24 protein-coding genes and 1 pseudogene are annotated in these 25,323 nt (G+C 68.3%); 3 read left to right on the forward strand and 22 right to left on the reverse strand.

Annotated elements, in window-relative coordinates; translation table 11 throughout:
* Positions 1 to 24 precede the first annotated feature (24 nt).
* The 21 genes and pseudogenes from QF032_RS32200 to QF032_RS32300 form a co-directional block, all read right to left on the reverse strand.
* The gene (locus QF032_RS32200) at positions 25 to 561 is read right to left on the reverse strand and encodes a GAF domain-containing protein (protein ID WP_373430408.1); all 537 of its coding nucleotides are present in this window, start codon (positions 559 to 561) and stop codon (positions 25 to 27) included.
* On the reverse strand, positions 558 to 1,187 hold the full coding sequence (locus tag QF032_RS32205) for a GTP-binding protein (RefSeq protein WP_185006875.1): 630 nt from the start codon (positions 1,185 to 1,187) through the stop codon (positions 558 to 560). Before QF032_RS32205 ends, QF032_RS32200 begins: the two co-directional genes overlap by 4 nt.
* On the reverse strand, positions 1,168 to 1,533 hold the full coding sequence (locus QF032_RS32210; protein ID WP_185006873.1) for a DUF742 domain-containing protein: 366 nt from the start codon (positions 1,531 to 1,533) through the stop codon (positions 1,168 to 1,170). The genes QF032_RS32205 and QF032_RS32210 overlap by 20 nt, the downstream gene beginning before the upstream one ends.
* A 1-nt stretch (position 1,534) precedes the next feature.
* A complete protein-coding gene (locus tag QF032_RS32215; protein ID WP_185006871.1) occupies positions 1,535 to 2,011 on the reverse strand; it encodes a roadblock/LC7 domain-containing protein in 477 nt (158 codons plus the stop codon).
* Positions 2,012 to 2,102: 91 nt separating this feature from the next.
* Positions 2,103 to 3,533 (reverse strand): ATP-binding protein, encoded by a 1,431-nt coding sequence (locus QF032_RS32220; RefSeq protein ID WP_307058732.1) that lies wholly within the window; start codon positions 3,531 to 3,533, stop codon positions 2,103 to 2,105.
* A 423-nt stretch (positions 3,534 to 3,956) separates the two neighbouring features.
* Positions 3,957 to 4,151 (reverse strand): hypothetical protein, encoded by a 195-nt coding sequence (locus QF032_RS32225; RefSeq protein ID WP_185006866.1) that lies wholly within the window; start codon positions 4,149 to 4,151, stop codon positions 3,957 to 3,959.
* A 452-nt stretch (positions 4,152 to 4,603) separates the two neighbouring features.
* Positions 4,604 to 5,830: a methyltransferase, FxLD system gene (fxlM, locus tag QF032_RS32230; protein WP_307058735.1), complete on the reverse strand. Its 1,227-nt coding sequence runs from the start codon at positions 5,828 to 5,830 to the stop codon at positions 4,604 to 4,606.
* 44 nt (positions 5,831 to 5,874) lie between these two features.
* Entirely contained in the window at positions 5,875 to 6,975 is a 1,101-nt protein-coding gene (locus QF032_RS32235) for a hypothetical protein (RefSeq protein ID WP_307058737.1), read from the reverse strand.
* 1 nt (position 6,976) lies between these two features.
* Positions 6,977 to 9,067: a methyltransferase, FxLD system gene (fxlM, locus tag QF032_RS32240; protein ID WP_307058739.1), complete on the reverse strand. Its 2,091-nt coding sequence runs from the start codon at positions 9,065 to 9,067 to the stop codon at positions 6,977 to 6,979.
* Between the two features lie 15 nt (positions 9,068 to 9,082).
* Positions 9,083 to 10,342 (reverse strand): lanthionine synthetase C family protein, encoded by a 1,260-nt coding sequence (locus QF032_RS32245; RefSeq protein ID WP_307058741.1) that lies wholly within the window; start codon positions 10,340 to 10,342, stop codon positions 9,083 to 9,085.
* Positions 10,329 to 13,433: a lantibiotic dehydratase gene (locus QF032_RS32250; RefSeq protein WP_307058743.1), complete on the reverse strand. Its 3,105-nt coding sequence runs from the start codon at positions 13,431 to 13,433 to the stop codon at positions 10,329 to 10,331. Before QF032_RS32250 ends, QF032_RS32245 begins: the two co-directional genes overlap by 14 nt.
* A gap of 85 nt (positions 13,434 to 13,518) precedes the next feature.
* Positions 13,519 to 13,695 (reverse strand): FxLD family lanthipeptide, encoded by a 177-nt coding sequence (locus QF032_RS32255; RefSeq protein ID WP_185006854.1) that lies wholly within the window; start codon positions 13,693 to 13,695, stop codon positions 13,519 to 13,521.
* Positions 13,696 to 13,732: 37 nt separating this feature from the next.
* Positions 13,733 to 13,864, reverse strand: coding sequence for an FxLD family lanthipeptide (locus tag QF032_RS32260; RefSeq protein ID WP_185006852.1), 132 nt, complete (start codon positions 13,862 to 13,864; stop codon positions 13,733 to 13,735).
* A gap of 107 nt (positions 13,865 to 13,971) precedes the next feature.
* A complete protein-coding gene (gene fxlA, locus QF032_RS32265; protein ID WP_307058746.1) occupies positions 13,972 to 14,148 on the reverse strand; it encodes an FxLD family lanthipeptide in 177 nt (58 codons plus the stop codon).
* 66 nt (positions 14,149 to 14,214) lie between these two features.
* Positions 14,215 to 15,438 carry a methyltransferase, FxLD system gene (gene fxlM / locus QF032_RS32270; RefSeq protein ID WP_307060464.1) on the reverse strand — a complete coding sequence of 408 codons (1,224 nt, stop codon included), beginning with the start codon at positions 15,436 to 15,438 and terminating at the stop codon, positions 14,215 to 14,217.
* Positions 15,439 to 15,705: 267 nt separating this feature from the next.
* Positions 15,706 to 16,062 (reverse strand): annotated as a pseudogene (locus QF032_RS32275) (NUDIX domain-containing protein); the annotation flags it as partial.
* A 303-nt stretch (positions 16,063 to 16,365) separates the two neighbouring features.
* Positions 16,366 to 17,208, reverse strand: a complete 843-nt coding sequence (locus QF032_RS32280; protein WP_307058747.1) for an SAM-dependent methyltransferase — start codon at positions 17,206 to 17,208, stop codon at positions 16,366 to 16,368.
* Positions 17,198 to 18,367: a protein-L-isoaspartate O-methyltransferase family protein gene (locus tag QF032_RS32285; RefSeq protein WP_307058749.1), complete on the reverse strand. Its 1,170-nt coding sequence runs from the start codon at positions 18,365 to 18,367 to the stop codon at positions 17,198 to 17,200. The genes QF032_RS32280 and QF032_RS32285 overlap by 11 nt, the downstream gene beginning before the upstream one ends.
* Positions 18,364 to 18,855, reverse strand: coding sequence for a LuxR C-terminal-related transcriptional regulator (locus tag QF032_RS32290; protein WP_307058751.1), 492 nt, complete (start codon positions 18,853 to 18,855; stop codon positions 18,364 to 18,366). Before QF032_RS32290 ends, QF032_RS32285 begins: the two co-directional genes overlap by 4 nt.
* Positions 18,856 to 19,168: 313 nt before the next feature.
* Positions 19,169 to 19,948 (reverse strand): DUF6415 family natural product biosynthesis protein, encoded by a 780-nt coding sequence (locus QF032_RS32295; protein WP_307058753.1) that lies wholly within the window; start codon positions 19,946 to 19,948, stop codon positions 19,169 to 19,171.
* A 542-nt stretch (positions 19,949 to 20,490) separates the two neighbouring features.
* Positions 20,491 to 20,991: an ATP-binding protein gene (locus tag QF032_RS32300; RefSeq protein ID WP_307058755.1), complete on the reverse strand. Its 501-nt coding sequence runs from the start codon at positions 20,989 to 20,991 to the stop codon at positions 20,491 to 20,493.
* 163 nt (positions 20,992 to 21,154) lie between these two features.
* Here QF032_RS32300 and QF032_RS32305 point away from each other — a divergent pair, with 163 nt between their 5' ends.
* From QF032_RS32305 to QF032_RS32315, 3 genes are read left to right on the forward strand one after another with little or no spacing between them, the layout of a single operon-like run.
* Positions 21,155 to 22,555 (forward strand): helix-turn-helix domain-containing protein, encoded by a 1,401-nt coding sequence (locus tag QF032_RS32305; protein WP_307058757.1) that lies wholly within the window; start codon positions 21,155 to 21,157, stop codon positions 22,553 to 22,555.
* Entirely contained in the window at positions 22,552 to 23,433 is an 882-nt protein-coding gene (locus tag QF032_RS32310) for an aminoglycoside phosphotransferase family protein (protein WP_306947757.1), read from the forward strand. Before QF032_RS32305 ends, QF032_RS32310 begins: the two co-directional genes overlap by 4 nt.
* A gap of 15 nt (positions 23,434 to 23,448) precedes the next feature.
* Positions 23,449 to 24,030 carry a GNAT family N-acetyltransferase gene (locus tag QF032_RS32315; RefSeq protein WP_306947756.1) on the forward strand — a complete coding sequence of 194 codons (582 nt, stop codon included), beginning with the start codon at positions 23,449 to 23,451 and terminating at the stop codon, positions 24,028 to 24,030.
* A 151-nt stretch (positions 24,031 to 24,181) separates the two neighbouring features.
* Here the strand turns inward: QF032_RS32315 and QF032_RS32320 are convergent, their stop codons facing one another.
* On the reverse strand, positions 24,182 to 25,153 hold the full coding sequence (locus QF032_RS32320) for an EcsC family protein (protein WP_306947755.1): 972 nt from the start codon (positions 25,151 to 25,153) through the stop codon (positions 24,182 to 24,184).
* Positions 25,154 to 25,323: the final 170 nt, after the last annotated feature.

Below are 25,323 nucleotides of genomic sequence, written 5' to 3' on the forward strand. Positions count from 1 at the left end.
CTGCGGCCGGGCGCGCGGGTGCTGCTAGGCGCTGGTGCGCCGGTAGAACTCGGTCATGAAGAGGTCGCGATAGTGGTCGATGAGGGCCCACAGCGGCCGGCCTTCCGCGCGGTCGCGCGGCTCGGTGCCGACCACGCAGACCGTGCCCCAGACATGGTTCGTACGCTCGTCGATGAGGGGGGCTCCTCCATACACGCGGACCCCGATCTCGTCGACGACCGGGTTGCCGGCGAACTCGTCGAAGTCGAGGACGTCGGTCAGGACCAGCGAGCCCCGGCGCTGGACGACGTGCGGGCAGAAGCCGTGGGTCAGTGGCATGGTGCGGCCCACCACCGGCAGTTCGCCCCCTGCGGGGTTGGCGAGACCGAGGAAGAACTGCTCGCTGCCGACCCAGTTGAGCATCGCGTACGGAGTGCCTGCCGCGGCGGCGACCTGCTGGGCGAATGCGTCGAAGGCGCCGACGGGCGGAGCTGCGGGGTCGAGGAATTCGGGCAGGTGGCTCTGCCAGTCGATGTCGGAGCCGGTGGCGGACCGGAGGTCGGATTGAGCGTGGGGGTTCACAGCTGTGCTCCTTGAAGGAGGTTGGCGGGGGCATGCGAGCGGATGAGCGCGTGGTCGACGAGTCGGCCGAGGACGCCGGCCGCGTCCGCCCGCTTGCGGGCATCGCACAGCATGACCGGAACAGTGGCCGGCAGGGCGAGTGCGGAGGAGACCTCGTCGGGGTCGTAGCGGCTGGCGTTGTCGAACTCGTTCACGGCGACCAGGAAGGGCAGTCCGAGTCGCTCGAAGTAGTCGACCGCGGGAAAGCTTTCGTCGAGACGGCGGGTGTCGACGAGGACGACCGCGGCGAGGGCGCCTCGCGTGAGCTCGTCCCACATGAACCAGAACCGGGTCTGTCCTGGCGTGCCGAACAGCATTAGGATGGTGTTGAGCTGCGGGAAGGTGATTCGGCCGAAGTCCATGCCGACGGTGGTCGCCTTCTTGTCGAACAGCAGCGTGAGGTCGTCCACGCCCTCCGAGGCGGCGGTCATCACGGCCTCGGTACGCAGCGGGGTGATCTCGGAGACGGCGCCCACAAAGGTGGTTTTGCCGACGCCGAACCCGCCGGCGACGACGATCTTGACAGAGGTGGGCCTCGCGTCGGCGAGCGGGCGTGAGAGTCCGAGGTCAGAGCTTGAGGAGTCCATCGCGAAGGGCCTTCAGGAGAGCAACGTCGGGAAGGTCGGCGGAGCCTGCGGCGGTCACGGCGCTCAGCGCACCGATGTCGATCAGCCGGGACATGAGGATCCTGGTGATCTGGAACGGCAGCCCGATCAGGGCGCCGATCTCGGCGACGGCCAGGGGCCGCTCCCGGCACAACGCCATGGCCTGCTCGGCTTCTGGTGGCTGGCCGGAGGGCGGTTCTCCCTCGGCCCACAGCAGCGTCTCGAGCTGCAAGTCGTGTGTGGGCTTGGTCTGGCCGCCGGTCAGGACATAAAGGCTGGGGGCCTCGGTGTCCTCGACGGTCCAGGCCGGGCCGCTTGCGGCCGCCATCTCACTGGCCGTCACCGGAAGGGGCCCCGCCCACGCGTGCCTGTGTGGCCAGCAACTCGCCCATCCGCTGGATCAGGTTGACCATCGCAAAACCGACGGCACCCTCGTCCGCCCGCGTGTTGGTCAGCACGCCCAACACGCTTTCGACCTTGTCCGGGTCACGTCCCGCGTTCCGCGCCACCACGGCCGGCGGACTCCCGGAACTCATGATGAACAGGATCCAGTTGTTCTTCCTGACCAGGACCTGTTCGACACGGCCCTTGCCGTCGTCGACACCGTTGGCGATCGAGTACATGCCGTTGATCACTGCGGCCAGGCGGTCCGCCAGAGTGCCGTCCATTCCCGGTCCTGCATGAGCCAGCCGCAGACCGTCCTGCGAGGCGAGCAGGACTCCGGTCACATCCGGCACCTGGGCCAGGTCGTTGAGCAGCTGGTCCACAATCTCTTCCGGCTTGACTGTCGTCGAGTCGGTGGTCATCGAATTCTCCGTATCTTCGTACGCTGTACGGCTGGTGCCCAGGCGTGAAGGCGGGCACGAAGGACGTGGTCGGGAGGCGGGGAGCCAGCGGCTATCTCGCGCTCTCCTCGGACGGCTGCGCCACGCCGTCTGCCTCGGCTTGCTCCGCGCGGTGCACGCCCTGGGCGAACTTGCTGACGAAGGCGGGATCCGGCGGCGACAGTGAGGCGGGTGCGGCCTCTGGCGCGGTAGGGGCCGCAGGCTCATGGACCGTCGCCTGTGGTGTCCGCTGCGGCAGTCGGGGGCGCGTGTCGTGTCCTGGGCCCGGCGGTGGCGTGGCACTGATCGTTGCCGAACCGACGGGGTGCTGCGCCGGGGTATGCCGCGCGGCACGGTAGGGCAAGGGCGCCGTTCCTGCCGGGGCCGGAGCGGGGGGACTGGGCCTGGGACCGCCAGTCGGCCGGGGGCCGGGATGCCCCGCGAATTCCGTTTCCGGGGCCGGAGCAGCAGCACCGTGTGCGGCAGGTTGAGCCGGCGGCAGGGCCGCCGACTCGTGCCGCCAGAGCAGGAGTTTGTCCGGCACGACCACGAGCGCTGTGGTGCCGTGCATGAGGTTCTTCTGCAGTTGCACCTGGATGCCGTACCGGCGGGCGAGCTTGGCCACGACGAGCAGGCCGGTCTGGCGCTGGGCCAGCTGCTCGGCGAGGTCCGTGTCCTGCGGCTTGGCCAGCATCCGGTTGTAGCGGTCGAGTTCGCCCTGGGCCATACCTATGCCCCGGTCCTCGACCTCCACGGCCAGGCCGGCGGTGACCCTCGTCGCGCGCACGATGACCTTGCTGTCCGGTGGCGAGCAGAGCGTGGCGTTCTCCTCCAGCTCGGCCAGCAGGTGGATCAGGTCGGGTCCCGCGAAGCCCGGTATCCGCACATCCAGGGTGGACGTGTGCATGCGGACCCGGGCGTACTTCTCGATTTCCCCCGACGCGCCCCGCAGCAGATCCACCAGCCCGATCGGCTGGTTCAGCTGGCGGGCCTTCACACCGCCCAGGACCGCCAGCCGTCCGGCCGACCGACGCATGCGCTTGAGCAGGTTGTTGACGTCGAACACCCGATACAGCACGTCCGGGTCCTGGACCTGCTTGGTCAGCTCCGTCACGGTGCCCAGCGCGCGTACGAGCAGCAGGGTCAAGCCCCCGGCGAGATAGACAAGCGCTTGTGTCAGTTCCGTCTGCCGCCCGTTCACCACCGCCCGCCACGTTTCTGCGTGCAGCTGGAACAGAGCGGCCTCGGTTTCTTTCCACGGGTTGCCCTCGGGCTTCGCCTGTGCTGGGGAGAAGTCGGGAGGGGAAGGCCGCTCGCCCCGGTCGAGCTTCTCCAGAGCATCGCTGATGCTCTTGCGTCCCTCGTCCACACCCGCCTGGAAGTGCCGCAGCCAGCCATGCACTGAATCGCTGTACTCGCTGCGCTGCCGGTGCAGCTCAGCCGCCGTGCGAACGGCCAGCCAGTCCGCGGAGACCAGCACGGCCAGGCCAGCGGCTGCTGCCACCGCCCCGATGATCCAGCCATCCACATGGACGCGTGCCGTCGTGCCGACGTCAGCCGCCATACACAAGATCGCCGTGACCAAGAGGGCGGGCACGAGCACCAGAAGCCGCAGCCGCAGGCGCAGCCCCTTCTCGGTGCGTAGCGGCTCGGCGCCGCGCGCACGCCGGCGCTGGCCACGTCGGTGACCGATGGGTCGCGGGCATGACAGATCAGACATTGGTGACCTCGCGGAACGTGGTCCTGGCAGGGAGGAGGGAATGGCTGGCAGGGAAAGAGCGATCAGCGCATCCGCACCGGGTGCGCGGACCGTGGCGAGCAGGCCGGGATTCGCGTGGGAGTGGCCGCCGGGGCACGCGCGCCAGACCGCAGCCGACGGGGGAGGCGGCGTATGGTCCGGGCCCACGGGGGTGCCCCGGCGGCCGGTCTATATGCGGATCTCGCTGATCGTCTCGACCGCACTCTGCACGACGCGGCTGATGGACGGAGCGAGCGAGCTGTCGTGGAGATAGAAGCCGAGGAGTATGGCCGCAATTGCGTGGCCGGCCTTGAGGCCGCCTTTGCGGATCAGCAGCCACACCATGACGGCCAGCACAACAACCAGGGAGACAGTGATGCTCACGGAATTGGGTTTCTGCCAGGTGAGTGCGTCCGAGGGACCCCGCGTTACCCTTCGGGGCAGCGGCAATGACCCGCGTGACTGCGGGACTTGAGGCGTCAGCGCGCCTGAAGGATGGCGCGCCTGCGTAGCTGGTGACCGCATTGCGTCGGGCGCGGCCGAGGTGGGCCGTCATACCGGCTAAGGCGGGAAACGGGGCGGGCACGATGTCCTCCGGGGGCGCAGACTTGTCGTCTCGCGTCATGTCCGCGACGCCCGGGTGACCGTTTCCGGCCTTCGTTGATTTTACAGGTAGATCAGGGAAGTAATCGATGCTCTCAGGTCACGAGCTTGTGAAAAATGCACGCTGCGCAAGGGTGTTGGCACCCAGAAGGGAAATACCGCTGCGCTGCATGTTCGGTGATGCTGGTCAACGGCGCTGAAATTCTCTCCGTTGCTGTGATGGCATCGTCGGTTCAACTCCTGCGGGGCCAGTCGACGACGAGGCGGCTGCAGGGCTTGTCCATGACGAAACGGGGCTCAGAGGCTGTCAGTTGGTTGCGGGCATCACCGACGGCCATGCGGAAGCTGGGTTCGGGTGCGTTGTTGCCCCAGTTTTGGTTCCACTCGCTGATTTCGGTGGCGACCTGGTCGGCTAGCTCGGTGGCGCGAGGGCCGTGGCCGATGACCCCGATCTGCCAGAAATGGCCGTGCTCGTCATCGCCTTCCTGCTTCGTGAGGTAGGCCAAGGTGTCATTATCGAGTGCGGTCATCGAGCCCCAGCCGAAGTTCGGGACGAGGCCGGTGCGGGAGCCCGGCATCCGGGACAGGCCGTTCGGCAACAGGTATGCCAGGTACAGGTAGAGCCACTGGTAGGAGTCGCCCTTGCGGAACTTCACGTTGGTGTAGATCTCGGCTGGGGGCTGGTCGAGGGCGGTGCGGATCGCCTCGCGGTCGACGTTCTGCTCGCTGTAGGTCTCCAGGCGCACGTCGCCCTCACCTGCCATGTCGACCATGGTGCAGACGTCGTCGCAGATGCCCTTGCGTAGGGGGACGAATGTCATCATCTCTGTTGAGACCGTCCGCCAGGTCTGGCCGTCGCGTTCGAACGCGAAGCTGCGGGAGATGCTGCCGCGAATCCGCATCGGGATGACGAGGCGTCCACCGGGGGCGAGCTGGTCGAGAATTCGCACGGGAATGTCGCCGGCGCCGACCGTGAACTGGATGCGGTCGAAGGGCGCGTGCTCGGGCAGACCGGCGGCGCCGTCGCCCAGCGCGACGGTCACGTTTGCGGCCCCGGCCTGAGCGAGGTTCTTCCGTGCGCCGTCGACGAGGTCCTGGTCGACATCCACGGTCCACACGCGGCCTTCGGAAGCGACGAGTTCTGACAGCAGCCGGGCGTTGTAGCCGGTGCCGGCCCCGGCTTCGAGGATCTTGTGGCCGGGCTGGGCACCCAGTTGTTCGAGCTGGGTGGCGACGATGGAGGGTGCGGAGATGCAGGAAATCATCGCGCCCGTCGCGTCGTGCTTGATCGCCACGGCGTCGTCGACGCAGGCGGTCTGAAGATCGATACCGGGGAGGAACCGATGGCGCTCGGTGCCCCGGAACGCGGCGATGACCTCCGGGGTCCGCAAGTGGCCGCTGTCGACGAGGCGGCTCACGAGCTCGTCCCGCCATACGGTGGGATCGGTGACGGGAGTCAAGGGTGGGTCTCCATTCGAGCGAGGTCATGGGCTGGAAGTCGAGGCTAGGAAGAATGCCGGCCAACGAGGTGTTGCATAACTGCTGTCGTGCTCACCTCCACGGCATCAAGGAGATCCCGTTCCAGCTTGTGCGGCATAGCGCCGCATCCCAGCCCAGCGGAGCCGACCGCCTCGGTCAGCCTGCGTTGTTCTCCTGCGGTCATCTCTGCGGAACAAGCGGCGTGCGAGAGGACGTCTCGCGCGACGTAGCCGTCTCCGAAACGCACCGCGTCGTTCACGAGGCGACGGGCGACCCCGGCCTGGCTGGAGTACGGGGAGAGGTCGAGGACTGTCAGCCCAACGCGTGCGCGGAAGACGGCCAGTTCAGACCCGGCGTCGTGACTCAGGAACTCCGCTGCCATCTTCTCGCCCGCGCTTTCCGGCACTCCTCCGCCGACCATGAGGCAGAGCACCGTAAGACATGCCGCAACGGGGTGTTCCCAGGCTTCGGTTAGCGTGCTCTCGTCGATGATCCGGCGTGCCGAGGTTGGGTCTCCCCCGAGGCAGCGCGTCACGATTTCCACCTGGCGGCCGTCGAAAAGGCGACGGCCAATTCCTTTGTGCTGCACAGCATGCGCCCGTGCTCGGTCCCATTGCTTGGCTGCGACGAGCGCGCGCGTTCCATCGCCCAGCAGCACCGTCCACAGCCACTGGCACACGGTTCGGTGATCCTCTGCTGTGGCCGTGAGATTCCGGAACGATACAAGGTGATCCTCAAAGAGCAGATTGGTTTTGCTCTTTACCGCGCGGTTCAGGGTGTCGAGGAGCCGGTAGGCATGTTCCCCTTCGCCATCTCGGATGTGCAGACGGGCAAGGTTGACGAGAGGTTCCAAGGCATACCGCGCTTCCTGCGCGCCCAACGGCTGGGCGCGCAGGTAGATCTCGGCGTGGCGCCAGCACAGTTCGCGTGCCAGGTTCGGAAGACCGCAGTCACTGGCGATCAGGGCCGACTTGTTCATCGCTGTGGCCGCCTGGCTGAGACCGCCTTTTTGGTGAGCGGTCTCAGCCAGGGTGCTGATCTCCTTGACGCGCTCGGAGAGCGGCGGGCACGCGGGGCGCGGACGAGCGACCAGCGGGAACCGCTGTGCTATCCGGTTGGCGTCCATCTCACTGCCACTCGATGATCAGGCGGTTGAGTGCGTTGTCGAGCGCGAAGCGGCCAGGCTTCGGTGCGAGTGCAGCGGTGTCGACCGGTTGGATCTCGAACCGCACCTCGCGGCTGCGGTAGTCGCGGTCCCAGGCGCGGATCTGCTCGGCGACCTGGTCGGCGAGGGCCTGCGCCTCGGGCCCGTGGCCGATGACACCGAACTCGTACAGGGTGGCACCGTCCGGGGCTTTCTCGGCGGCCGCACGGCGGGTGAGGTACGTCAGCGTGCCGCCTTCGAACACGGCGGTGGAGCTCGCGTACGGGGCGCTGACCACACCCCGGTCGATGGCCTCTCGGGTTGCGGGCATCCGGCTGAGGCCGTTCGGCATTGTGCAGGTCAGCCACAGCTCCAGCCACTCGGCCGACTCCGGCCCCCGGAAGTTCACGCCGGTCCATGCCTCGGCGCGGGTCTGACCCAGTACCCCGGCCAGGGCCTCGGCGTCGACGACCTGGTCGCCGTTGGTCACGAGGGTCACAGAGCCGTCGTCGGTGAGCTGCACGAAGCGGCGCGGGTCGTCCGCGATGCCGCGTCGCAGCGGCATGAAGGTGTTCATCTCGGAGCCGACGCTGCGCCAGGCGCCGTCCTCGGCCCGCTCGAAGGCGATCGAGCGCGAGACGCTGCCGCGGAGGCGCAGCGGGGTAAGGAGTCGTCCGCCGGGGGCGAGCTGGTCGAGCCAGGCGTGCGGGACTCCGTGGGCGCCGACCGTGGCGACAATGCGGTCGTAGGGAGCGTTCGGCGCGTAACCGAGTGCGCCGTCGCCGAGGATGACCTCGACGTTGTCGATGTCCGCAGCAACGAGTCCGGCGCGGGCGCCTTCGACCAGGTCGTCGTCCACATCGACGGTGGTGACGTGGCCCTTCTCGCCGACCAGGTAGCCGAGGAGTCCCGCGTTGAAGCCGGTGCCGGCGCCCAGCTCCAGCACCTTGTGCCCCGGCTTCGCCTCCAGCTGTTCGAGCATGATCGCCACGATGTCGGGCTGGGAGGCGCAGCTGATGGACGCGCCGCTGTCGTCGAACTTGATGTTGACGGGCGCGTTGCTGTACGCCGCCTCCAGCGGAGCATCGGGGACGAAGACGTGGCGGGGTACCGTCCGCATCGCCTCCTCCACGCGAGGCGTGCGAACCGAGCCCTCTGTAACCAACCGGTCGATGAGCTGAGTACGCAGGTCGTCGGCGGCGCTGGCTTCGATGGTGTCACTGTTCACGTCGCTGACCGTAGTGGTCGGTGACGTCGTGCTGGGGGTAAACGCGGCGCTGTCGCTCGTTCCCATGACTACCTCTTTCGCGAGTGTTGACAAGGTGTGCTGTTCCTCCCGGGGGAGGCCCAGTCGGTTGAAGTGGAAGATGGCGTGGTGGGCGAGTACGGCCCGCAGGCCGCGTTGGAGTTCCCCACCGTGGTGGAGGTCGGCGAGTCGGCGGCCGAGGGCGTCGAACGCGTTGATCCAGTCGGTCAGCGTCTCCAGTCGGCCGTCGCGGGCGAGGCTGCTGGACGGGCTGACGTCGACGGTCATGAGTCGCTGCACGGATGCCCTCATCCGGTCGGACGCTGCTATGCCGCCGTCTCGCTCAGCCGCGACCCTCGCCCACACGTCGCCCTGCTCGTACCAGTCGAGGCCGGCAGCGCGCATCGCCACGCTGAGCATCAAGACGGCCAGCTCCCGTCGGCCAAGTGGGTCGGGCTTTCCAGACTGCTGGCGGGTGAGGTGTTCGAGGATGTGGCGGCTGTCCTCGTGGAAGTGGAGGTGTGCGGCAGCCATGGCGGCCGGTCCTCCGAAGACGGTTTCCTCCGGCTCGTAGAGCCCCGGCTTCCAGGAGGCGAGGGCGCCGGCCGAGACCAGTTCATCCAGTGCGAGGTCCAGGCGCTTGGCCGCGGCCGGACCGGCGGGGCGGTATCGCAGCCGCCAGGTGGGGAACTTCCGCAGGAACGACCAGTGGGCCAGCTCGGCGTTGTTGGCGGCCAGCAGGGGCAGCAGGTGCTGTGCGGCCGTTGTCTCCGCTTGGTCCCATGCCGTGAAGGTCAGGACGCGCTGCGGCCATTCTTCCGGAGCCATGTGTGTCTCTCCAGGTCAGTTGGTCAGGAAACAGCTGTCCCAGCCGGACAGGGAGGGGCCTTCGGTGGAGAAGGCGTGGAGCGCGAGCGCCGTGCCTGCGGCTCCTTCGAGGAGTCCGATGTCTCCGCCGTCGGCCGGGCTACACAGCGTGTGGACAAGGGTGTCGGGGGCGGTGCCGGTGATCGGCGCGAGCAGGCTGGGCAGGCAGTCGGTGAGGCCGGGGGTGATCGCATCGGCGGCGGCGAGTTGCGTGATGTGCGCCAGTCCGGCGAAGCCGTGGCAAAGGGATAGGTCGACGGTGGCATTGCGTTGGCCTGGATCGGTCATGGCCTGCTGGAGGGCGGTCTCGGCAAGGTGTTGGCGGTGGGTATCGCCGGTGACGAGGGCGGCGAGCTGCTGGGCACGTGCGAAGCCTGCGGTGCCGTAGCACCAGGATGGGCGGGAGGGACCGGGGCCGGGTTGGCCGTTGCGCAGTTGGTCGCGGGTGATCCAGTACGGCCACCACGGTCCAGCTGGTCCGTCCTGCTGCCATCGGTCCAGCCAGTTGAGAATGCGTGTGATCGCTTCGTTCTGGTTGGGCACGGTGATGCCCTGGCGGGCGGTGAGGGCCAAGAGTGCCAGGGGGCCGCCGATGCCGTGGGCCACGCCGTTGTTGGCGTGGCCCTCCGGGTAGTCAGGGGAACGTTTGCCGGAGGGGGCAAGGTGGCTCCACCAGCCGGGGAGGAGTTCGCCGTCGTGTTTGACCGGCTCGGTGAGCCGCACCAGGTAGGTGAGGACGTTCCGCAGGAGATCGGGGTTGGTGCCGCGATGCAGCAGCAGCGCGCCCAGGCCGCTGAATCCGCGGATCGTGTCGAACTCCGCCAGCTCGGGGAACTCGCCGTGGTCCATGCGGTCGTGGGCGGCGCGAAGTCGCGTGCACACGAGGTTCGTTACGTGTGTATCGAGTGTGCTCAGGGCGCGGGCGTACCGTCCGGGGCGGTCGGCGGCGGAGTGGAGGGCGAAGGCGAGCGCGGGCGCTCCGTAGTAGAGGTGGGCGTCCGCTCCGCCAACGGCTCCGCCGTCGACCGCGCAGGCGAGCCAGTCGTGTACGCGCTGCCAAGGGCCCTGCTCGGCGCGGGCACGCTCGATGTGCAGCAGAGCCACGCCGACGGCGCCGTGCGCGAGGGATTGTGGCCACCACCCCTGCTTGAGGTCGAGGTCGCGCACGTCGTCCGGGGCGGCGAGCCGGTCGGCGATGGCTCCGGCTGCGAGGCGGGCGGTCTCACGCAGGTCCATGGTTGTTTCCCCTCCGTGCCGTCCAGGCCAGGGCTGCGGCGCGGGCCAGCCGGACGCACATGCGCTCGTCGTCCTTGTCGATGCCAGTGGCCCGGATGTGGTGGGCGTGCAGGAGCGAATCGAGCACGAGGTGGGGATCGAGGTCGGATTCGCGCAGCCGGGACCGGTACCGCGCGATGGCTTGGTCTCGCTGTGCCCAGGCCGCGGTGATGGCCTCCCCGCCGGCGCGGGCCCGCAAGGCCGCCCAGTCGTCGGTCGGGTCAGCCAGGCGGACCGCTTCGGGAAGGACCTGCCGGTCGAGTGGGCGCGGATCTGTGATCTTCCCGTATCTGGACAGCCACTCCATCGCTTCGGCCACGCCGCCGGTGAAGGCGGTGGCGAGGGACGCGAAGTTCGCTGTGGCGAGGACTCGTGGATGTGGGCGGCCCGGCTGGGCGAACTGCATGGCGAGGGCGCGGGAGTCGGCGGCGAAGACGTCTTCGGCGAGGCTCATCAGCGGACCCGTGCCCCAGCGCCCGGTTTCGGGGTAGTTGGTGGCGAACTGCATATCGTTCACCAGGCCGGCGCGGCGCAGATGCGCGGCCCAGTCGCTGATGTGCGTGACGGCCTGCCCCACATACGTGGGTTCGGGGGTGGCGATCCGTAGCCGCAGGTGCGGTCGAGGATCTTGGTAGCGCATGAACCACCATGTCGGTGGGGTCTCCCACTGGGCGAGGAGGCCGGGTAGGTGCTGGGACAGGATCTCGGCGTGTCGTTCCGGGTGTCCGTAGAGCTTGACCAGGAGCCAGGGGCTGGTGCCGGGCAGGTGTCCGTGGTCGCGGGTGAGCAGGCGGTCCGCGGTGACGGGGGGAACCGTTGGCCACTCCGGGGCGCGGGTGGCTCTCATGGGGATGACGATCTCGTGGGCGCGGCCTGCGAACCAGCCGCCTCCGTCGGGGGAAGTCTCCGTCAGCACGGCGGTGTCAGCCGTCGCGAGGTGGGCGCGCAGTACGGCGCGGTGGGCGCTCTCGGAGAGGTCCAGCGGGAGAAGCTGATCGCCTTCGGTCAGGGCAACGGTCTCGGGCATGCGGCGTTGCGTGCGCCACCGGCCAACAGCCGTGTGCCACTCGTCCCATGTCGCGGCTCGGTCGGGTAGGTCGGAGGCGTGGATCAGCCAGCGGGCGGGCGCGAGGACAGCGCGCCTGTAGCGCACGCGCGGGAGGTAGGGCAGGGCTGCGGCGGCTCCCCACGAGAAGTCGGTGACGACTGCGGACTGGGAGCGGCTGAACTCGGCGAGGAATCGGACGAGGGGCGGTGTGTGGGCCCGTAGGTCCAGGGCGTGCATTACGTGCGGTTCCACCAGGCACTTGCGTGAGAGGGAGGCGAGGTAGAGCCTGCGCCGATCGCAGCCGACGGCCAGGTCGTCAAGGTCGATGGTGCGTTCGTCCGTGGTCCGGTGCTCAGCCAGGCTGATGACGGCTGGCAGCATCTCGGGAACGCGGCTGACGTTGGAGTCCGCTCGGTCAAGCGGGGCGAAGGAGAGTTGCGCCGGCAGCGCCCCGGGTGCGTTGACGGGGAGTCCTTCCATCACTGCGGCGGCGCGCGCTCGGTCGTCGGCATTCAAGAGCGCGAGGAACCTCCCGCTCGTGGTGCCGATGCCGCGTGACGGGTGGATCGCGCAGAGCGCGAAATCTCCGCGGGCAAGGGCGTTGGTCGAAGCGGCCTCGACGCGGAAGGAGACCTCCATGTGCGGCGGTACCTGCATGCCGTCCTGGTCCCCGACCTGAAGGCGGCTGATCAGGTCCTCGTCCAGCACGATCTCGTCGCGGCCCTCAAGAGCGGCGGCCTGGGCGAGGGCAAGAAGCCGCTGCTCCCGTTTGGACAGCGGCTCGCGCGCCTCCGGCTCGCTGTCCATGTAGCCGGCGGGGAAGCCGAGCCCGGCATCGGGGTCTGTCACGTACCGCAGCGGCACCAGGGAACCGATGCCGTACTTCTCGAAGAAGCGGGTGTGGTACTCCTTCCAGCCGGGCATGCCGAACGGCGCTGGCGTGAGGCGGGCCAGTACGGTGGCTGCCTGCTCCGCCTCGCATGCGACCTGGGTGGGCAGTACAAGCGAGCAGTCCATGCGCAGGTCCAGCGCCACCGGGTGATCTGCGGCGGCGACCTCCTTCATCTTCTGGCAGAGCGCGCGGCGCAGGCGCCGTCCGTCCGTTGGCGTGAGGGCCTGGTTGTGCTGGGCCACGGTGTCGCGCACCGCTCGCAGGTCGGTGAGCAGGTCAGCCACGGGCGCTACGTCGTCGGCGTGGACGGCGTCCAGCTGCCGTACGAGGTGGTCGAGAGGATCAAGTACGGCGGAAGGGGCGTGCAGGCTGCTGACGAGTGCGCCGTTCCGTATCAGGCTCGTGACCAGTTCCCTGACCCGCGACTCCGGAACCTGAGGGAACCCGGCTTGCACCTTGTCCGCGAGGAGGTCGTACCTGATCGGGGATCGCGCAGCGTCCAGCGCGGCCCGCACCGCAGAGGTGAACCTGATGGACACCTCTGCCGTCGGCTTGCCGGTGCTTCGCGATCGGGCAGGGTAGGGGACGATCAATCTGTCCCCCCGGACGAACGAGGTGTTGCTGGCCACCACGGGGAGTCGTCGTAGCAGTTCGGGGCAAGCCTCTAGGCGACGGATCACCTCGGTGACCCAGGCGGCGTCCGCGCGGGCCACGGCCCGGTGCCACTGGCCCCAGTGCACGTCCGGTCGTTCCCCGAGTGTGGCCAGCGCGATTCCGGCGAACAGGCCGTTCGGCGTCGCGCGGCCGGTCATCCGTTGCACATACCGGATCATCGACACCAGCGTCCGGCGGACCTGTCGGGCCTGCGGGACGGCGGTCGTCGCGCACAGTGCGTCCATGTGCCGTGCGAGAGAGGGACTGGCCTGCTCCACGGCATCCGATACCTCGTCGAGGGCCCACAGCGCACGGAGCCACGTAAGCCACTGCTGCACTTGGCCCGGAGAGTCGCCAGTGACGTCCGGCCACGGTGGCAGCGGCAGCCGCGTGTGGCGGGCGGCCCTGACGAGCGCCACGTCCGCGCGCTGGTAGAGCACCTCGTGCCTCGAGTTCATGAGCCCTTCCTGTTCCGTGTCCGTGCGGTGCCGGCCCGCGCGACGAACCCGCATTGTGCGGACCGGCACCGGTTGATGCGACGGGTCAGGCCACGTTGGTGGCGCAGGACCCCTTGCAGGTGGGCTTGCAGCCGTCGTCGGTCAGGTTGATCAGGACGGCGGACCCATCGCCGGACTCCAGGACGCTGATGTCCAGGTCGAACGGGTCACCGACCGGTGCAGCAGGCGGGCTGGCTTGCTGCTTGACCGTGCTCGCCTCCATGTGGGGTCTCCCTACTCGTCGATTCCGCGGAGGGTGCTCAGGCGACGGCGGTGGCGCACGGGCTGGAGCAGGTGCTGCCACAGCCGTCGTCGGTGAGGTTGACCAGCGTGGTCGAGCCGTCGCCGGACTCCAGGACGCTGATGTCGAGGTCGAACTCGTCGTTCTCCATGTGCGGGTTCTCCTTCTGAGGTTGTGCGGTCAAAGCCGCTGCGTGTGCCGCCTGTTGGCGGGCTTCCGGCACGGTTGGGTCACCGTGTCGGGGGTCTGGTGGGGTGATCAGGCGCCGCTGGAGGTACAGGCGCCGCTGCCGCAGGTGGCCTGGCAGCCGCCATCAGAAGCGGCCACCGTGCCGACCAGTTGGCTGGATTCGACGACGGTGACGTCCAGATCGAAGGGATCTCCCGGCACCGCCGCCACGTGCGCCGGCCGAGAAGTCGTCACAGCAGATGTCACAGCAAGTCCTCCTGTTCAGTGCGATGTTGCTGGTCGGTTGTTGCAGGACGTCCTGGCACCCAGCGGCTACGCCGGATGCCAGGAGATCGAGATCCGGCTGTGCTTCTTGTCGATGATCCGGTCGCCGGTGATCGGGTCATCGGGCGTGCCCGCCGGGTAGACAGCGATGCGCGGGCCGTCCGTGCCGCGGACCTTTTCGACCCAGGTGCGGAAGATGTCGGCGATTCGCTCAGCGAACTCGGCCGCGTCGGGCCCGAAGGCGTGGACGCCGTACTCTGCGGTCTTCTTCGCGGTGTCGCGGCGCACGACCGTGTAGGCGAAGTGCGGCCCGTCGATGGCGACCATGGACCAGCTGCTGCCCGTCGGGCCGATGTTGCCGGTGGCCAACTCGGGGGTGGTGGACATGAAGCAGAACGCCGGGACCTGCGTGGACAGGTACATCTGGAGGGTGCCGATGGGCTCCTGGCTGGCGACGGTCACCCCGGTCCACGTCTCGGCGCGGGCAGTGTCCAGGACGCCGTCCAGGAGCGACGGGTCGGTGGGCAGCCCCTCGTCGAATCGCAGGGTGACGCCCTTGTCCTCAGGCAGTTGGATCACCTGCTGGGCGTGGGAGCCGGCGCCCTGCATCGCCACGAAACCACACACGTGAGCGCTCGTGGCCAACAGGTGGTCAGCCTGCCGGACGAAGGAGTAGGTGCGGGTCAGGCCGTTGATACGCAGGGGCACGACCAGTCGACCATCTTCCTTGAGCTGGACGGTCCACGCGGGCGGGATGTCCCAGGCCCCGACGGTCACCACGATCGCGTCGTAGGGGGCGTGCTCGGGCAGGCCGTTCTCGGCGTCGGCGACGACGACGTTGACGTCGGTGTAGCCGGTCTCGGCGAGGAACCGCCTGGCGCGGTCGGCGGGCGCGGGGTCGATGTCGACGGTGGTGACCTGCCCGGTGGATCCCACCAGTTCTGCGAGGTAGGCCGCGTTCGGCCCGTTGGTGCCGATCTCCAGCACGTTGTCGCCGGGGCGGATGTCGGCCTGCTCCAGCTGCATCGCCTGGATCTGCGGGGCAGAGACCGAGCTGGTGTGATAGCCGTGCTCGTCCTCCTGCGTGGCCACGGCGTTGTAGGTGCTGTATGCGTCGCTGAGCGACGCCTCCGGTACGGCAAGGTGCCGGGGCACCTTGCGCATGGCGGCCTCGACCGCGGGTGACACGATCGTGCCGTCCTCCTTGAGCTGGTCGACGACCTTGTTGCGGAGCCGGGTGGCCTCGTCGGGGGCCACGGCCACATCGGTCATAGAGGGGTTCCTTACGGGGTCTCGTGCGCCTCCGGCGTCGGCGCCAACGGCATGGTGGTTCGGCGATGGATGCCGGCTGGCAGAAGCCAGCTGTTGCTCGACGGCGTAGGGGGCCGGCGCCCGCGCGGGCAAGGGGTGCAGACGGCTTGGCCCGTTCGCGTCGTAGGCGATCGGGTCGTCGGGTTCCTGGAGGTGCAGGGCGAAGGAGTGCCCGTTGCGGTACGCATCCAGGCCGGCCCGGCAGTACGCCACCATGTCGTCGGGCAGGTCATGGAGGGCAAACCAGTCCAGCTGTGAGCAGCGGTCCGGCTCGGCGATACGCGGGACGCCGACCCACCGGGTGACCTCGAAGAACCAGCCGGTGCGGTTGTGACCCTTGGGGCTGCGGCGCTGCATCACCAGCGCGACGCGGACATCGGCCGACCGGATGACGACGCCCAGCTCCTCCTCGACTTCCCGGACCAGCCCGGTGACCACGTCCTCGAAGTCTCCGTCGAGGTGCCCGGAGGGCATGTGCAGCAGGCCCGACGCGTAGGTGTCGCCCGCCCGCCGGCTCAGCAGCACCTCGCCGCCACGCCGCAGGATGAGATGGACGTCGACCGGTTCCCGATGGCGCTGCGCCATGTCGTTCCCGCCCCGATGCGAGGCTGTCTGCCCGTTCACCGCTGGCCTGCCAAATGCGGGTGCGGCCGGCGCCGACTCGCGTCCGGGCACCAGGGCGTAGCGTCGGCTAACCAACCCGCAAAGGGGTTTTCGGGAACGCGCGAGAACGCGCGGGTGTGGGGCATGCGGATCTCCGGGGTGCAGACGTGACGTCCAGCGTCAGTGACCGCGACGCCCGGGTGCCCGTTTCCGGACTCCACGGATTCTAGCCGGGACACCATGGGGAGTTGGCTGGTCACCGGCTTGATCACGCCGGTCTGCTGATCACACAGCTCGGCCATGCGCGGTCTCCTTTCGGGCCGTGCCGGCGTATGACGCGGCCTGGGGCAGGACCGGGTATTCGAGTGCCAGTGTCTGTGGCGCGGTCAGGCCCGGGGAGGTCAGTTGCCAGCCGTCGAACAGCTGGGCGATCTGTTCTTTCGTCCGCAGGTGGACGGGGCAGCCGGCCGCCGTCATGGTCTTGGCGAATCGGCGCACGGGTTTGCCCGAGACGTCGGCGGTGGCGTGCGTGATGACGAGAGCGCTGCCGGGGGCGGCTACGTGTTTGTACTGGTCGACGAGGACGGTCAAGGGCTGCGCCGCGGTGTCCTCGATGTGGTGGAGCACGCTGCCGAGGAGAAGGATGACCGGTTCTCGCCAGTTGATCGTCTCCAGAATTTCTCTGGAGGCGAGGATCGACTCGGGCTCGCGTACGTCGGCGCACAGGCTCTCGACGACAGCGGGCGCCTTGGCCGTCATCATTGCGTCGGCGTGGGTGTGCACCAGCACGTCGTTGTCGATGCACACGGCGCGGGCGCCGGGATGAATGCGGGTCAGGACATCCACCGGCGTGGGGCCGTGGGGAAGGCCGCAGCCGAAGTCGACCAGCTGTCGGATGCCCGCGATGGCCAGGGCCTGCACCATCAGGAGCACGTATAGGCGCTCGTGGCAGACGGCGCTCTCCAGGAACGGCATGCGGTCGGCCGCCCGAAGGGCCCCGTCACGGTCGACGATGTAGTGGTCCCGCCCGCCGAGCAGGTAGTTCTGCATCCGGGCGCTCGACGGCCGTGTCTGCAACTCGGCGATCGCTGCGGAGGGGTGGAGGAGCATCGGGTGGTCAGGCCGCATGCCGCTCCACCTCGCCGGTGATCGTGTGGAGTTCGGGCAGACGCCACGACGGACCGTCCGGTGCACCGAGCCACAGCGTGTGTTCCGTTTCCGTAATCGTCACGCCCAGCTGCTCAACCTCTGGTTCTCCGGCCGCCTGCCACTGACCGAGCGCGTCGAACAGATCGGAGCCGAGATTGCGCGGCCCCCACTCGTAGATGCGGGGGGAGTGGAGGAAGACCACTGCCCGGGACGCCTGGTGGTCATGAATACGCAGGCGGTCGGCAACGTCGCCTTCGAGCTGGGCAACGCCGCGCACGACTTGCATTCGAAGGTCAGGGCGAAGCAGGCCGGCGAACAACCGGGCCGCCGGCCGTACGTGCGCCCCCCTCGGGTCAAGGGCTTCCGACGCCCTCGGGCTGCCTTGCGACTCGACGCAGGTGCCCTCACCAGGGCGGTGCTCGCGAAGCCACAAGGTCTGCGGAGCCGGTCCGGTGTGGAAATGGCCACTGGCCGAGGCCCCGTCCCGCGCCACGGTCAGGACGAGCAGTGTGCTGGATCCGCCCAGAGCGGTACGGACGGGCAGGCACAGCCGGCCACCCGGACGAACCCGGGTGACCCACTCCCACGGCACACGGCGTACCGCACGATGGGACAGGAGCCCGTGGAACGAACCCGCCGGTCCCAAGACCCCGGCCTGAGACCCGCTGACCACCCGAACTCGCGGGTAGGGGCGGAGGCGCTGCCGGGCGATCTCGGCGAGACGTTCGGTGTCCGCGACCGTCACTACCTGGCCGCCCTGGAGGAGGTGGTCCAGAGAGGCTGTCGTCCAGCCGCAGTCTGTGCCGATCTCGGCAACGGCCGTCTCCTGCATTGGAGCGAGCGCGGCCAGGCGCGTCGCAGCGTCTTCTTTGGACGGGATCATTCCTGTGACGAGGCCGGGGCCGCCCTCCCCGCCGTCATCGACGTCGAACACGAGCATCTCGGAGCGATGGACGAACTTCGCCCACTCGCCGGCGTTCTTACTCCGGTCCACCCTGCGCCAGCGGCCACCTCGGTGCGTACGGATCACATTGGGCACGAAGTCCTGTCGCCGATCGCAGGTGAACACGTCCCCGGCGTGCTGGTGAACGTGGGCACTGCCCGGTCGCAGGCTGCCGGCCTCGACGCGGGCGTTCATGCCTGTCCTGCCTTGGCGACGACGTCCCCGGAGTTTTCACGGCCGTTCGTGGGGCCCAGGAGGCGCAACTGCCACCCACGGGTGACCGCGTGCGCGGCCGAGGAAGCGCCCAGCGCCCGCAGCAGGCGTCGAGCGTCCTTGCGCACGCCGTCCAGCGGACGCTTTGCGCCGGCCGCGATCTCCTCGACGGTCATTCCGCTGGCGAGCCCTGCCAGGACTGTGCGCTGCCCCTCCGGCAGCTCGACGACGTAGTTCACGGGCCCGGGGACGTCCAAGTGCCCGTGACGGTAGGCGAGGTCCACCATGCCCGCCCGCTCCGAAGACCCGAGCTTTCCGCCGATCCGGAGGATGTACGTCTTGACCGTGCTGTCGGACACTCCCATGTCGCAGGCCGTCTCTGAGGTCGTCCGTCCCTGAGAGATGCCCAGCAGAGCCTCCCGCTCCTGAGGGGAAAGCGGCGGCGAGATGGTCTCGTCCGGGGCCGGCATGGTCATACTCCTTCGGTGTTCTGGCGCAGTCGTCGTCATATCGGGGCCGGCCCACTTCGCTGGTCGGCTCGTTGGGGGCGTGATCTACGAACCGCCGTAGAGCTGCAGGGCGAGTGCGGCGAGGATGCAGATGGTGGGCAGGCTGATAGCGGCAGCGAGGAGGACGGCGCCCCAGTGCGCGCGAGCCTGTCGCCAGCCACGTCGAACGCGCCCTGGGACTGGTTCGTCTCTCCGGGGTGAGCCCGAATTCGGTGGGGAAGCCGGAGCACGGTGGATCCGCTGAGGGTGGGCCACGCGAGAGGACCGTGTCATGTCACGCACCGTCCCGCTCGCAGTCCTGCTCGGCGTAGCGCAGCAGGACCTCGGTGTGGACTGCGAGACGGAATGCGTGCTCTCTCGCCGCCTTGAGCCCCTCGCCTGGAGCGACGTCGCGGGCCTCCTGTGAGCGCTCGATCGCCTCACCGCATGCGGTCCACCCGCGACTCCCGGAGGAGAACGATTCCATGTGGATCGAGACGTAGGGGACGAGCGTCGTGACGTGGGCGCTGAGCGCTCGTGTGACCGCCGCGAGGGTGCGCGGATGCGGGTACACCCCCGCCTGTTCCCAGGACTTCGCCGCACGAATGGCTTCGCGGATACGCGTCGAATCGAACCCGGCGCACACAGTCCTGCCCCAGCCGTCGACCATGTCGTCAGAGGCGTCGACAGCAGGAAGGACGGCGAGCAGCTCCCGCCCGACCTCGGACATCCGCCGGTGCAGGTACGCCGCATGCACGGCGTCGCCGGGAATCTCTTCGTCGAGTAGGGCACGCACGCGTGCGACCAGTCGAGCGTCTTCCAGAGGAGGCTCGTTGGCATCGATAGGAACGACTGCTCCGAGCAGTCGCCTTAAGTGGCCGCGCATGAGCAGCAGTTGGACGTGGCACTCGTCCGGGTCTTCGCTGACGGAGGCAGTCTCGGCGAAGACCAGTCTGGTCACCTCGCGGTGAAGAGTCTCCTGCACCGCAAGTGGCGACGGTTCGGGTGCGAGGGTCGATACAACGGTCCTCAGGTCACAGCCCAGTTCCGTGAACGAGCCCTCCGGCCAGGACACGCCGGCCACCTGCCCACCGCCGGTTGTGGGGGCCGAGGTCGTTGTGCGAGGCATAAGGGCAACTCCACTAGTGAAATCCGAAGTTGGTGATCTGGACGTCGCCTCGGCGGCCCCCAAAGCGGAGCCGCCGAGGCATTTCGAGCCGCCACTCGCCGACAAGGGCGGTTCGTTCAAGGAAGACACGGCGCGGCGAGCTACACGGACATCGTTCAGGGAGCTCGGAGACGCCGGTACCGCCGCACAGGACTCGGTCGGGACGTCCTGGGACGTCCCACGAGTCGAATCAACATTCAGACCGAACTTGCCCCTGCAAAGCAGACGTCGAGCAAAGGAGAGCTGGCTCGACGGACGGGTGAACTGGCGGGCTGCGACGTCATGCCGCTCGTCCTTCCTCCTCCCTCTATGCCGTAGACAGCAGCTGCAATGCGGTCGACGGCATCGTGATCTGGTACACCAGCACTCCTGACGCCGAGGGGCCGTGGACGAGGGCGGTGTCGATCTGCCCAACCGGCGCGAGCGCTCTCTGGACGTCTCCCGGCCCGTCATGACGCCTCCCGCGCCTGCGGATTCCCGTTCGTGCCGTTTTTGCTGATAAGGAAGGTCGCCCACACGTCCTTCCCGCCCTTGAACGGGGAGCAGCCAAAGTCGTCGGCGAACGCCATGACAAGGGGCAACCCCCGGCCGTGCTCAGCCTCATGATTTGCGCGAGCCGGCTTAGGCAGCGCGGGATCGAAGTCGCGCACGCAGACGCTCAGTGCCCCGGGGAGACGGGTGAGCGTCAACTGCGCGTTCCTCATCCCGGTGCGCGGGGTGGGCTGTACGTGCCGCAGGACGTTGGTCAGCAGTTCAGTAACCACGAAGGTCGTACCGTCGGTCAGATCAGCCAAGCCCCAAAGCTTCAGGTGGGCGCGCACGATGGTCCTGACGATGGGCACGGCCAGCTCGGTCACATCGAGGTCTATCGCCAGATGTCCGGGGGTACTGCGCGTCGTAGCGCGCACGCCGGTGCCTGGCGCAGCGGGTACTTCCAAGAGGTCGGCCATCACAGGTCCACTTCGGGTCTGGTGGAATCCTCAGCAACGAGGTTTGACTGCGGTGTGTACTGGTGCGGAACCGGTCAGCCACCATTCAGTCAGGCCGCGAGACTCACGTGCAGATCCGGATGCGGAGACCTGAGATATCCGCATCACGACCCAGGGACCGTCGATGCCCCAGCCAGAGAAAGCGCTCAACCCAGACGCCTCACCGCAGGAGTGGTTCGGTGCAGAACTGCGCTACTGGCGCAAGCGCCATCCCGGTTTGCGTGCCGCTCAGCTCGGGCCAATGGTGCAGGTCAGCCCGGATGTGATCTCCAAGATTGAGAAGGGGCAATACCGGTGCCGGTACGACCTCACGGAGCGCCTGGACACCGTCCTGGAGACCGGCGGCGTGCTCACCCGCGCCTGGGGCATGGTGTTCGGCGATGCGGATAAAAAGCCGCGCGAAGCGGATAGTGCCCGCCGGGGGCCGGTGGAGGGGACCCTTCAGGTCCACGGAGGACGCATCCTGGGAAGAGACACCTCAGTCCCGCTACCCGGGAGCCTTCCGCCAGTGGACCGACGCGCTTTCCTGGCCGCCACCAGCCTTGCCGCCATCACCCCGATAGACCTCGCCAGACTCGTAGCCCCAGCCGCACCACCGGAGCTCCCTAAGCGAATTCGCCCCACCGAGCTTGAGCAATTGCGCCTCATCGCCGACGGCATCCACCGCTGGGACAACGCCCAAGGCGGTGGCGGCCTGGTCGGCGACTTCGCCAGCCGCTCGATGGAGTGGGCAGTACAGCTGCTGTCCGTCGACTGCCCACCACGGCTTCGCCCGGAGCTCCTCGGCAGCGTCGCGCGGCTGGGCATCGTCGTCGGCGCCACACACTTCGACGCCTACGCCCACGATGAAGCCCGAGTTGCCTTCAAAGTCGCGTCCGAATGTGCGGAGGAGGCCGGGGACTGGTGGCTGCGAGCCAAGACGTTCTCCTTCCTGGCCCGTCAGGCGATCTGGCTCGGCGATCCGGACGAGGGCCTGACCTACGCCGAGAAAGGGCTGGTGCGCTCCGACCGGCTCACCCCGACCATTCAGGCCATGCTGCACAGCGCCCGCGCCCGCGCATTCGGGAAGATGCACGACGTACAGGGGACCTTGGCCTCGGTCGGCGCGGCCGACGACGCATTCGCCCACTCGAACCCGGCCGAGGACCCGCCGTGGATGGCGTACTACGACGAGGCTCAGCACCACGGCGACACAGCCCATGCGCTTTGGGACCTAGCCATCCACGCCGACCAGGACCCGGGCCGGGCCGCAGAACGGTTCACAACGGCCGTCGCTGGACACAGCGACGACTACGCCCGCTCTCGTGGGATCTCCCGTACGAAACTGGCGTCGCTCGTCATGGCGAAGGGAGACCCGATGCAGGCCATCGCTATCGGCCACAAGGCGCTCAGCGACGTCGGACGCCTCACCTCACGCAGGGCGGGCGACGACCTCAAGGAACTCCGCCGATTCGCCGCAGAGCACCGCACGCTGGAGGAGGCGGCACACCTCCGGCAGCGCATCACGACTACCTTGCAAGCATGACGATCTCGGCTGGACCCACCCGTGCCGTACTGGAAGAGGCTTGCGCCCTCGCCGGGCTCAATCCCGCAGGTGCCGAGCCCGTTCGCATCGCCGAGAACGAGATCTGGCGCCTCCCCGGCAAAGTCGTCGTCCGTATCGCCCGCGCAGGCCAGTGGAAGGCCGCGGTACGTGAGGTCCTCGTGGCTCGGTGGCTTGCCGACAACGGGGTATCGGCCGTCCGCGCGCTGCCGGCCGAGCAGCCCGTCGAGGCTGCCGGACGACCCGTGACGTTTTGGGGCGAGCTTCCGGCGCATGAGACCGGCAACGTCATGGATGTCGTCACGCTGCTGAAGCAACTTCACCCACTGCCGGTCCCGGATCTGCCGCTCGACCGGCTGGACCCGTTCATCCGTGTGCCCGAGCGGATCGAGGCGGCCACGTCGCTGTCGGAGGACGATCGCGCCTGGTTGCGGGATCGGCATGCGGAACTTCGCGAGCACTGGGAGCACCGGCCCCACGGCCTGCCCGAGTGCGTCGTGCACGGTGATGCGTGGGTGGGCAACGTCGTACGCACGACGGCCGGGCCGGTAATGTTGGACTTCGAGCGGGCCTCTGTCGGGCCGCCAGAGTGGGACCTGGTGTCCACCGCGGTCAAAATGACCACGACCGGCGCCGTCACCGCGGCCGAGTACGCCGAGTTCTGTGCGGCGTACGGCACGGACGTCACGCAATGGGAGGGGTACGACCTCCTCGCCGGTGCCCGCGAGTTGCGCATGACCACCTACGCGGCCCAGCACGCCGCGACGCGTCCCCAGTGGCAAGCCGAGGCTCAGTATCGCGTTGACTGCCTGCGCGGCCGTGCAGAGCCGCGCCCCTGGCGCTGGAAAGGGATCATGTAGCGGAGGACGCACTCTATGTATCCGGTTGGACGTTCCAGTCCACGCCTTGCTCTGCGTGAACTCGCCCTTGAGGACGTGGATGCGGTGCTGGCCATCTACGGTAGCCCCGAAGCTACGGAACACCTGTCGTTCGAACCGCGTACCCGTGAACAGGTTGCGCAGACCGTGGCCCGCTCGATTGCCTCAGCCACTGTGGCCCCTCGCACGGAGTACGCGCTTGCCGTCATCGAACGTGGCACGAACGGGCTGATCGGGTTTGGCCGCCTTGCCACCGACCCGCATCAGCAGCGCGGAGCCACCTTGGGCTTCGCTCTGCGCCCAGATGCGTGGGGCGTCGGTTACGGCGTGGAGACGGTGCGGTTGCTGCTCAGTGTCGGGTTTGACGACTTGGGCCTTCATCGCATCTGGGGAGCGCGGTCCCCCCTCAACGACGCGTCGGCCCAGACGATGGCAGTCGCTGGCATGGTCGAGGAAGGAGTGATCCGCGAACACGTCCTGAAAGCCGGGCAGTGGCGAGACTCCGTCGTGCACGCGATCCTCGACCGAGAGTGGCAGTTCGCCACCCGGTGCAAGACTCCTTCCGAACCAGATCACTAGCCCGACACTAAGGTCGCCGAGCTCTGCACGGAGCTCGGAATCTCCCACCAGACCCTCTACCGGGACGGCGAAGCACGACCTGACGGGGCGCGGGTGCTCGCCCGCAAGTGGGGGCCCCAAGAGGCTGCATCGTGGACCGAGTGGCCATCACTTACGTGGTGTCGGTCTGGGGGTCGTCGTCCCGGTCAGTCGCCAGTGCGGCCGGCAGTGGCAGCCCGTACTTGTCGCACAGGAATCGGGTCTGGCAGTACCGCTGGGCGTCGGCGGCCACCCTGCCGAGGACCGCGGCATTCATGCCGGCACCGATGAGGACGCCCACGTACGGTACGGCCTTGGCGACGTTTTCAACTGGCACCCTGGATCCGGCCGGGCCCAACTGCTGCATCAACTTCTCCAGGGCGGCCAGGAGACGGTGATCCTGGCGGAGCTTCTTCGACCACCTCACGCGTCCCTTGACCGCGTCATACGCCCGTGCGGTATCACGCAACGGCTTGGCTTTGGCCGCTTGCGCCATGAAGGACCGCTGTACCAGGCGTTGGATGAAGTCCTGCTCCTTGGGATCTTTGGCGTCATAGCCGTAGGAGTACGCGATGCGCGCTGCGATCGACGTGCTCAGGACCTGGATGACGAGGACGTCCGCTGTCAACACGACGAGGGTACCGGCGACGGGGATCGTAGCCAGCATGCCCATGGCGCCTCCCTCGACCGCGCCGGCGGCCCGCCACGTGAGGGTGTTGCGGGTCAGCAGCCGGTCGCAGACCTTGAGGTCCTGCTGCCGCAGTTCGGTGAAACTGTCGATTTCGAAGCCTTGTTTGCGGGCGAGCTTCTCGACGTTCTTCGGGTCGTTGAGCTCCAGGGTCAAGTTGTTGACCATCTCGAGCAACGCTGCCGCGGCTGCGAGCGCCGGTCGCATGGCCGCGTCGGCGACCGCGTCGCCTGCACGACGGATCGGTTCCTTGACCGCTTCTGGCACAGCGTCCGTAACCCGTCTCGCGGCGCTCCCCGCGACCTCACCGGTGCGACCGAGCGCGGCGCTCGCCCAGTTTGGCAGGCCACGGCGGTTGTTACGGCGCTGCCAGTGCTCGTTGAGCGTGTCCCACACCTGGCCCTCGTACGCGCTCATCGGGGTTGGACCGTCGACAAGTGGGCCGGCGTAAGTGCTCACTGAGGTTCTCCAATTCGACTGTGATCGCTGGGTCCACGATGCCTTACCAGCCGACACGTGGGTGACGCCCGGCACGTACGCGAAGCCGTCTCAGGACCCCAGGACCCGCGGTGCCTCGGGCCGCACGT

It is taken from the genome of Streptomyces achromogenes (assembly GCF_030816715.1).
Lineage (GTDB): Bacteria > Actinomycetota > Actinomycetes > Streptomycetales > Streptomycetaceae > Streptomyces > Streptomyces achromogenes_A.

Coding starts and splice junctions, on each gene's coding strand:
- QF032_RS32310 (WP_306947757.1), top strand. CDS start 22,552: ATGACGATCTCGGCTGGACCCACCCGTGCCGTACTGGAAGAGGCTTGC.
- fxlM (WP_307060464.1), bottom strand. CDS start 15,438: ATGACCGATGTGGCCGTGGCCCCCGACGAGGCCACCCGGCTCCGCAAC.
- QF032_RS32285 (WP_307058749.1), bottom strand. CDS start 18,367: ATGAACGCCCGCGTCGAGGCCGGCAGCCTGCGACCGGGCAGTGCCCAC.
- QF032_RS32255 (WP_185006854.1), bottom strand. CDS start 13,695: ATGGAGGCGAGCACGGTCAAGCAGCAAGCCAGCCCGCCTGCTGCACCG.
- QF032_RS32315 (WP_306947756.1), top strand. CDS start 23,449: ATGTATCCGGTTGGACGTTCCAGTCCACGCCTTGCTCTGCGTGAACTC.
- QF032_RS32235 (WP_307058737.1), bottom strand. CDS start 6,975: ATGGACGCCAACCGGATAGCACAGCGGTTCCCGCTGGTCGCTCGTCCG.
- QF032_RS32300 (WP_307058755.1), bottom strand. CDS start 20,991: ATGGCCGACCTCTTGGAAGTACCCGCTGCGCCAGGCACCGGCGTGCGC.
- QF032_RS32320 (WP_306947755.1), bottom strand. CDS start 25,153: ATGAGCGCGTACGAGGGCCAGGTGTGGGACACGCTCAACGAGCACTGG.
- QF032_RS32290 (WP_307058751.1), bottom strand. CDS start 18,855: ATGCCGGCCCCGGACGAGACCATCTCGCCGCCGCTTTCCCCTCAGGAG.
- QF032_RS32260 (WP_185006852.1), bottom strand. CDS start 13,864: ATGGAGAACGACGAGTTCGACCTCGACATCAGCGTCCTGGAGTCCGGC.
- QF032_RS32280 (WP_307058747.1), bottom strand. CDS start 17,208: ATGCGGCCTGACCACCCGATGCTCCTCCACCCCTCCGCAGCGATCGCC.
- QF032_RS32210 (WP_185006873.1), bottom strand. CDS start 1,533: ATGGCGGCCGCAAGCGGCCCGGCCTGGACCGTCGAGGACACCGAGGCC.
- QF032_RS32205 (WP_185006875.1), bottom strand. CDS start 1,187: ATGGACTCCTCAAGCTCTGACCTCGGACTCTCACGCCCGCTCGCCGAC.
- QF032_RS32215 (WP_185006871.1), bottom strand. CDS start 2,011: ATGACCACCGACTCGACGACAGTCAAGCCGGAAGAGATTGTGGACCAG.
- QF032_RS32245 (WP_307058741.1), bottom strand. CDS start 10,342: ATGGACCTGCGTGAGACCGCCCGCCTCGCAGCCGGAGCCATCGCCGAC.
- QF032_RS32305 (WP_307058757.1), top strand. CDS start 21,155: ATGCCCCAGCCAGAGAAAGCGCTCAACCCAGACGCCTCACCGCAGGAG.
- fxlM (WP_307058739.1), bottom strand. CDS start 9,067: ATGGCTCCGGAAGAATGGCCGCAGCGCGTCCTGACCTTCACGGCATGG.
- QF032_RS32250 (WP_307058743.1), bottom strand. CDS start 13,433: ATGAACTCGAGGCACGAGGTGCTCTACCAGCGCGCGGACGTGGCGCTC.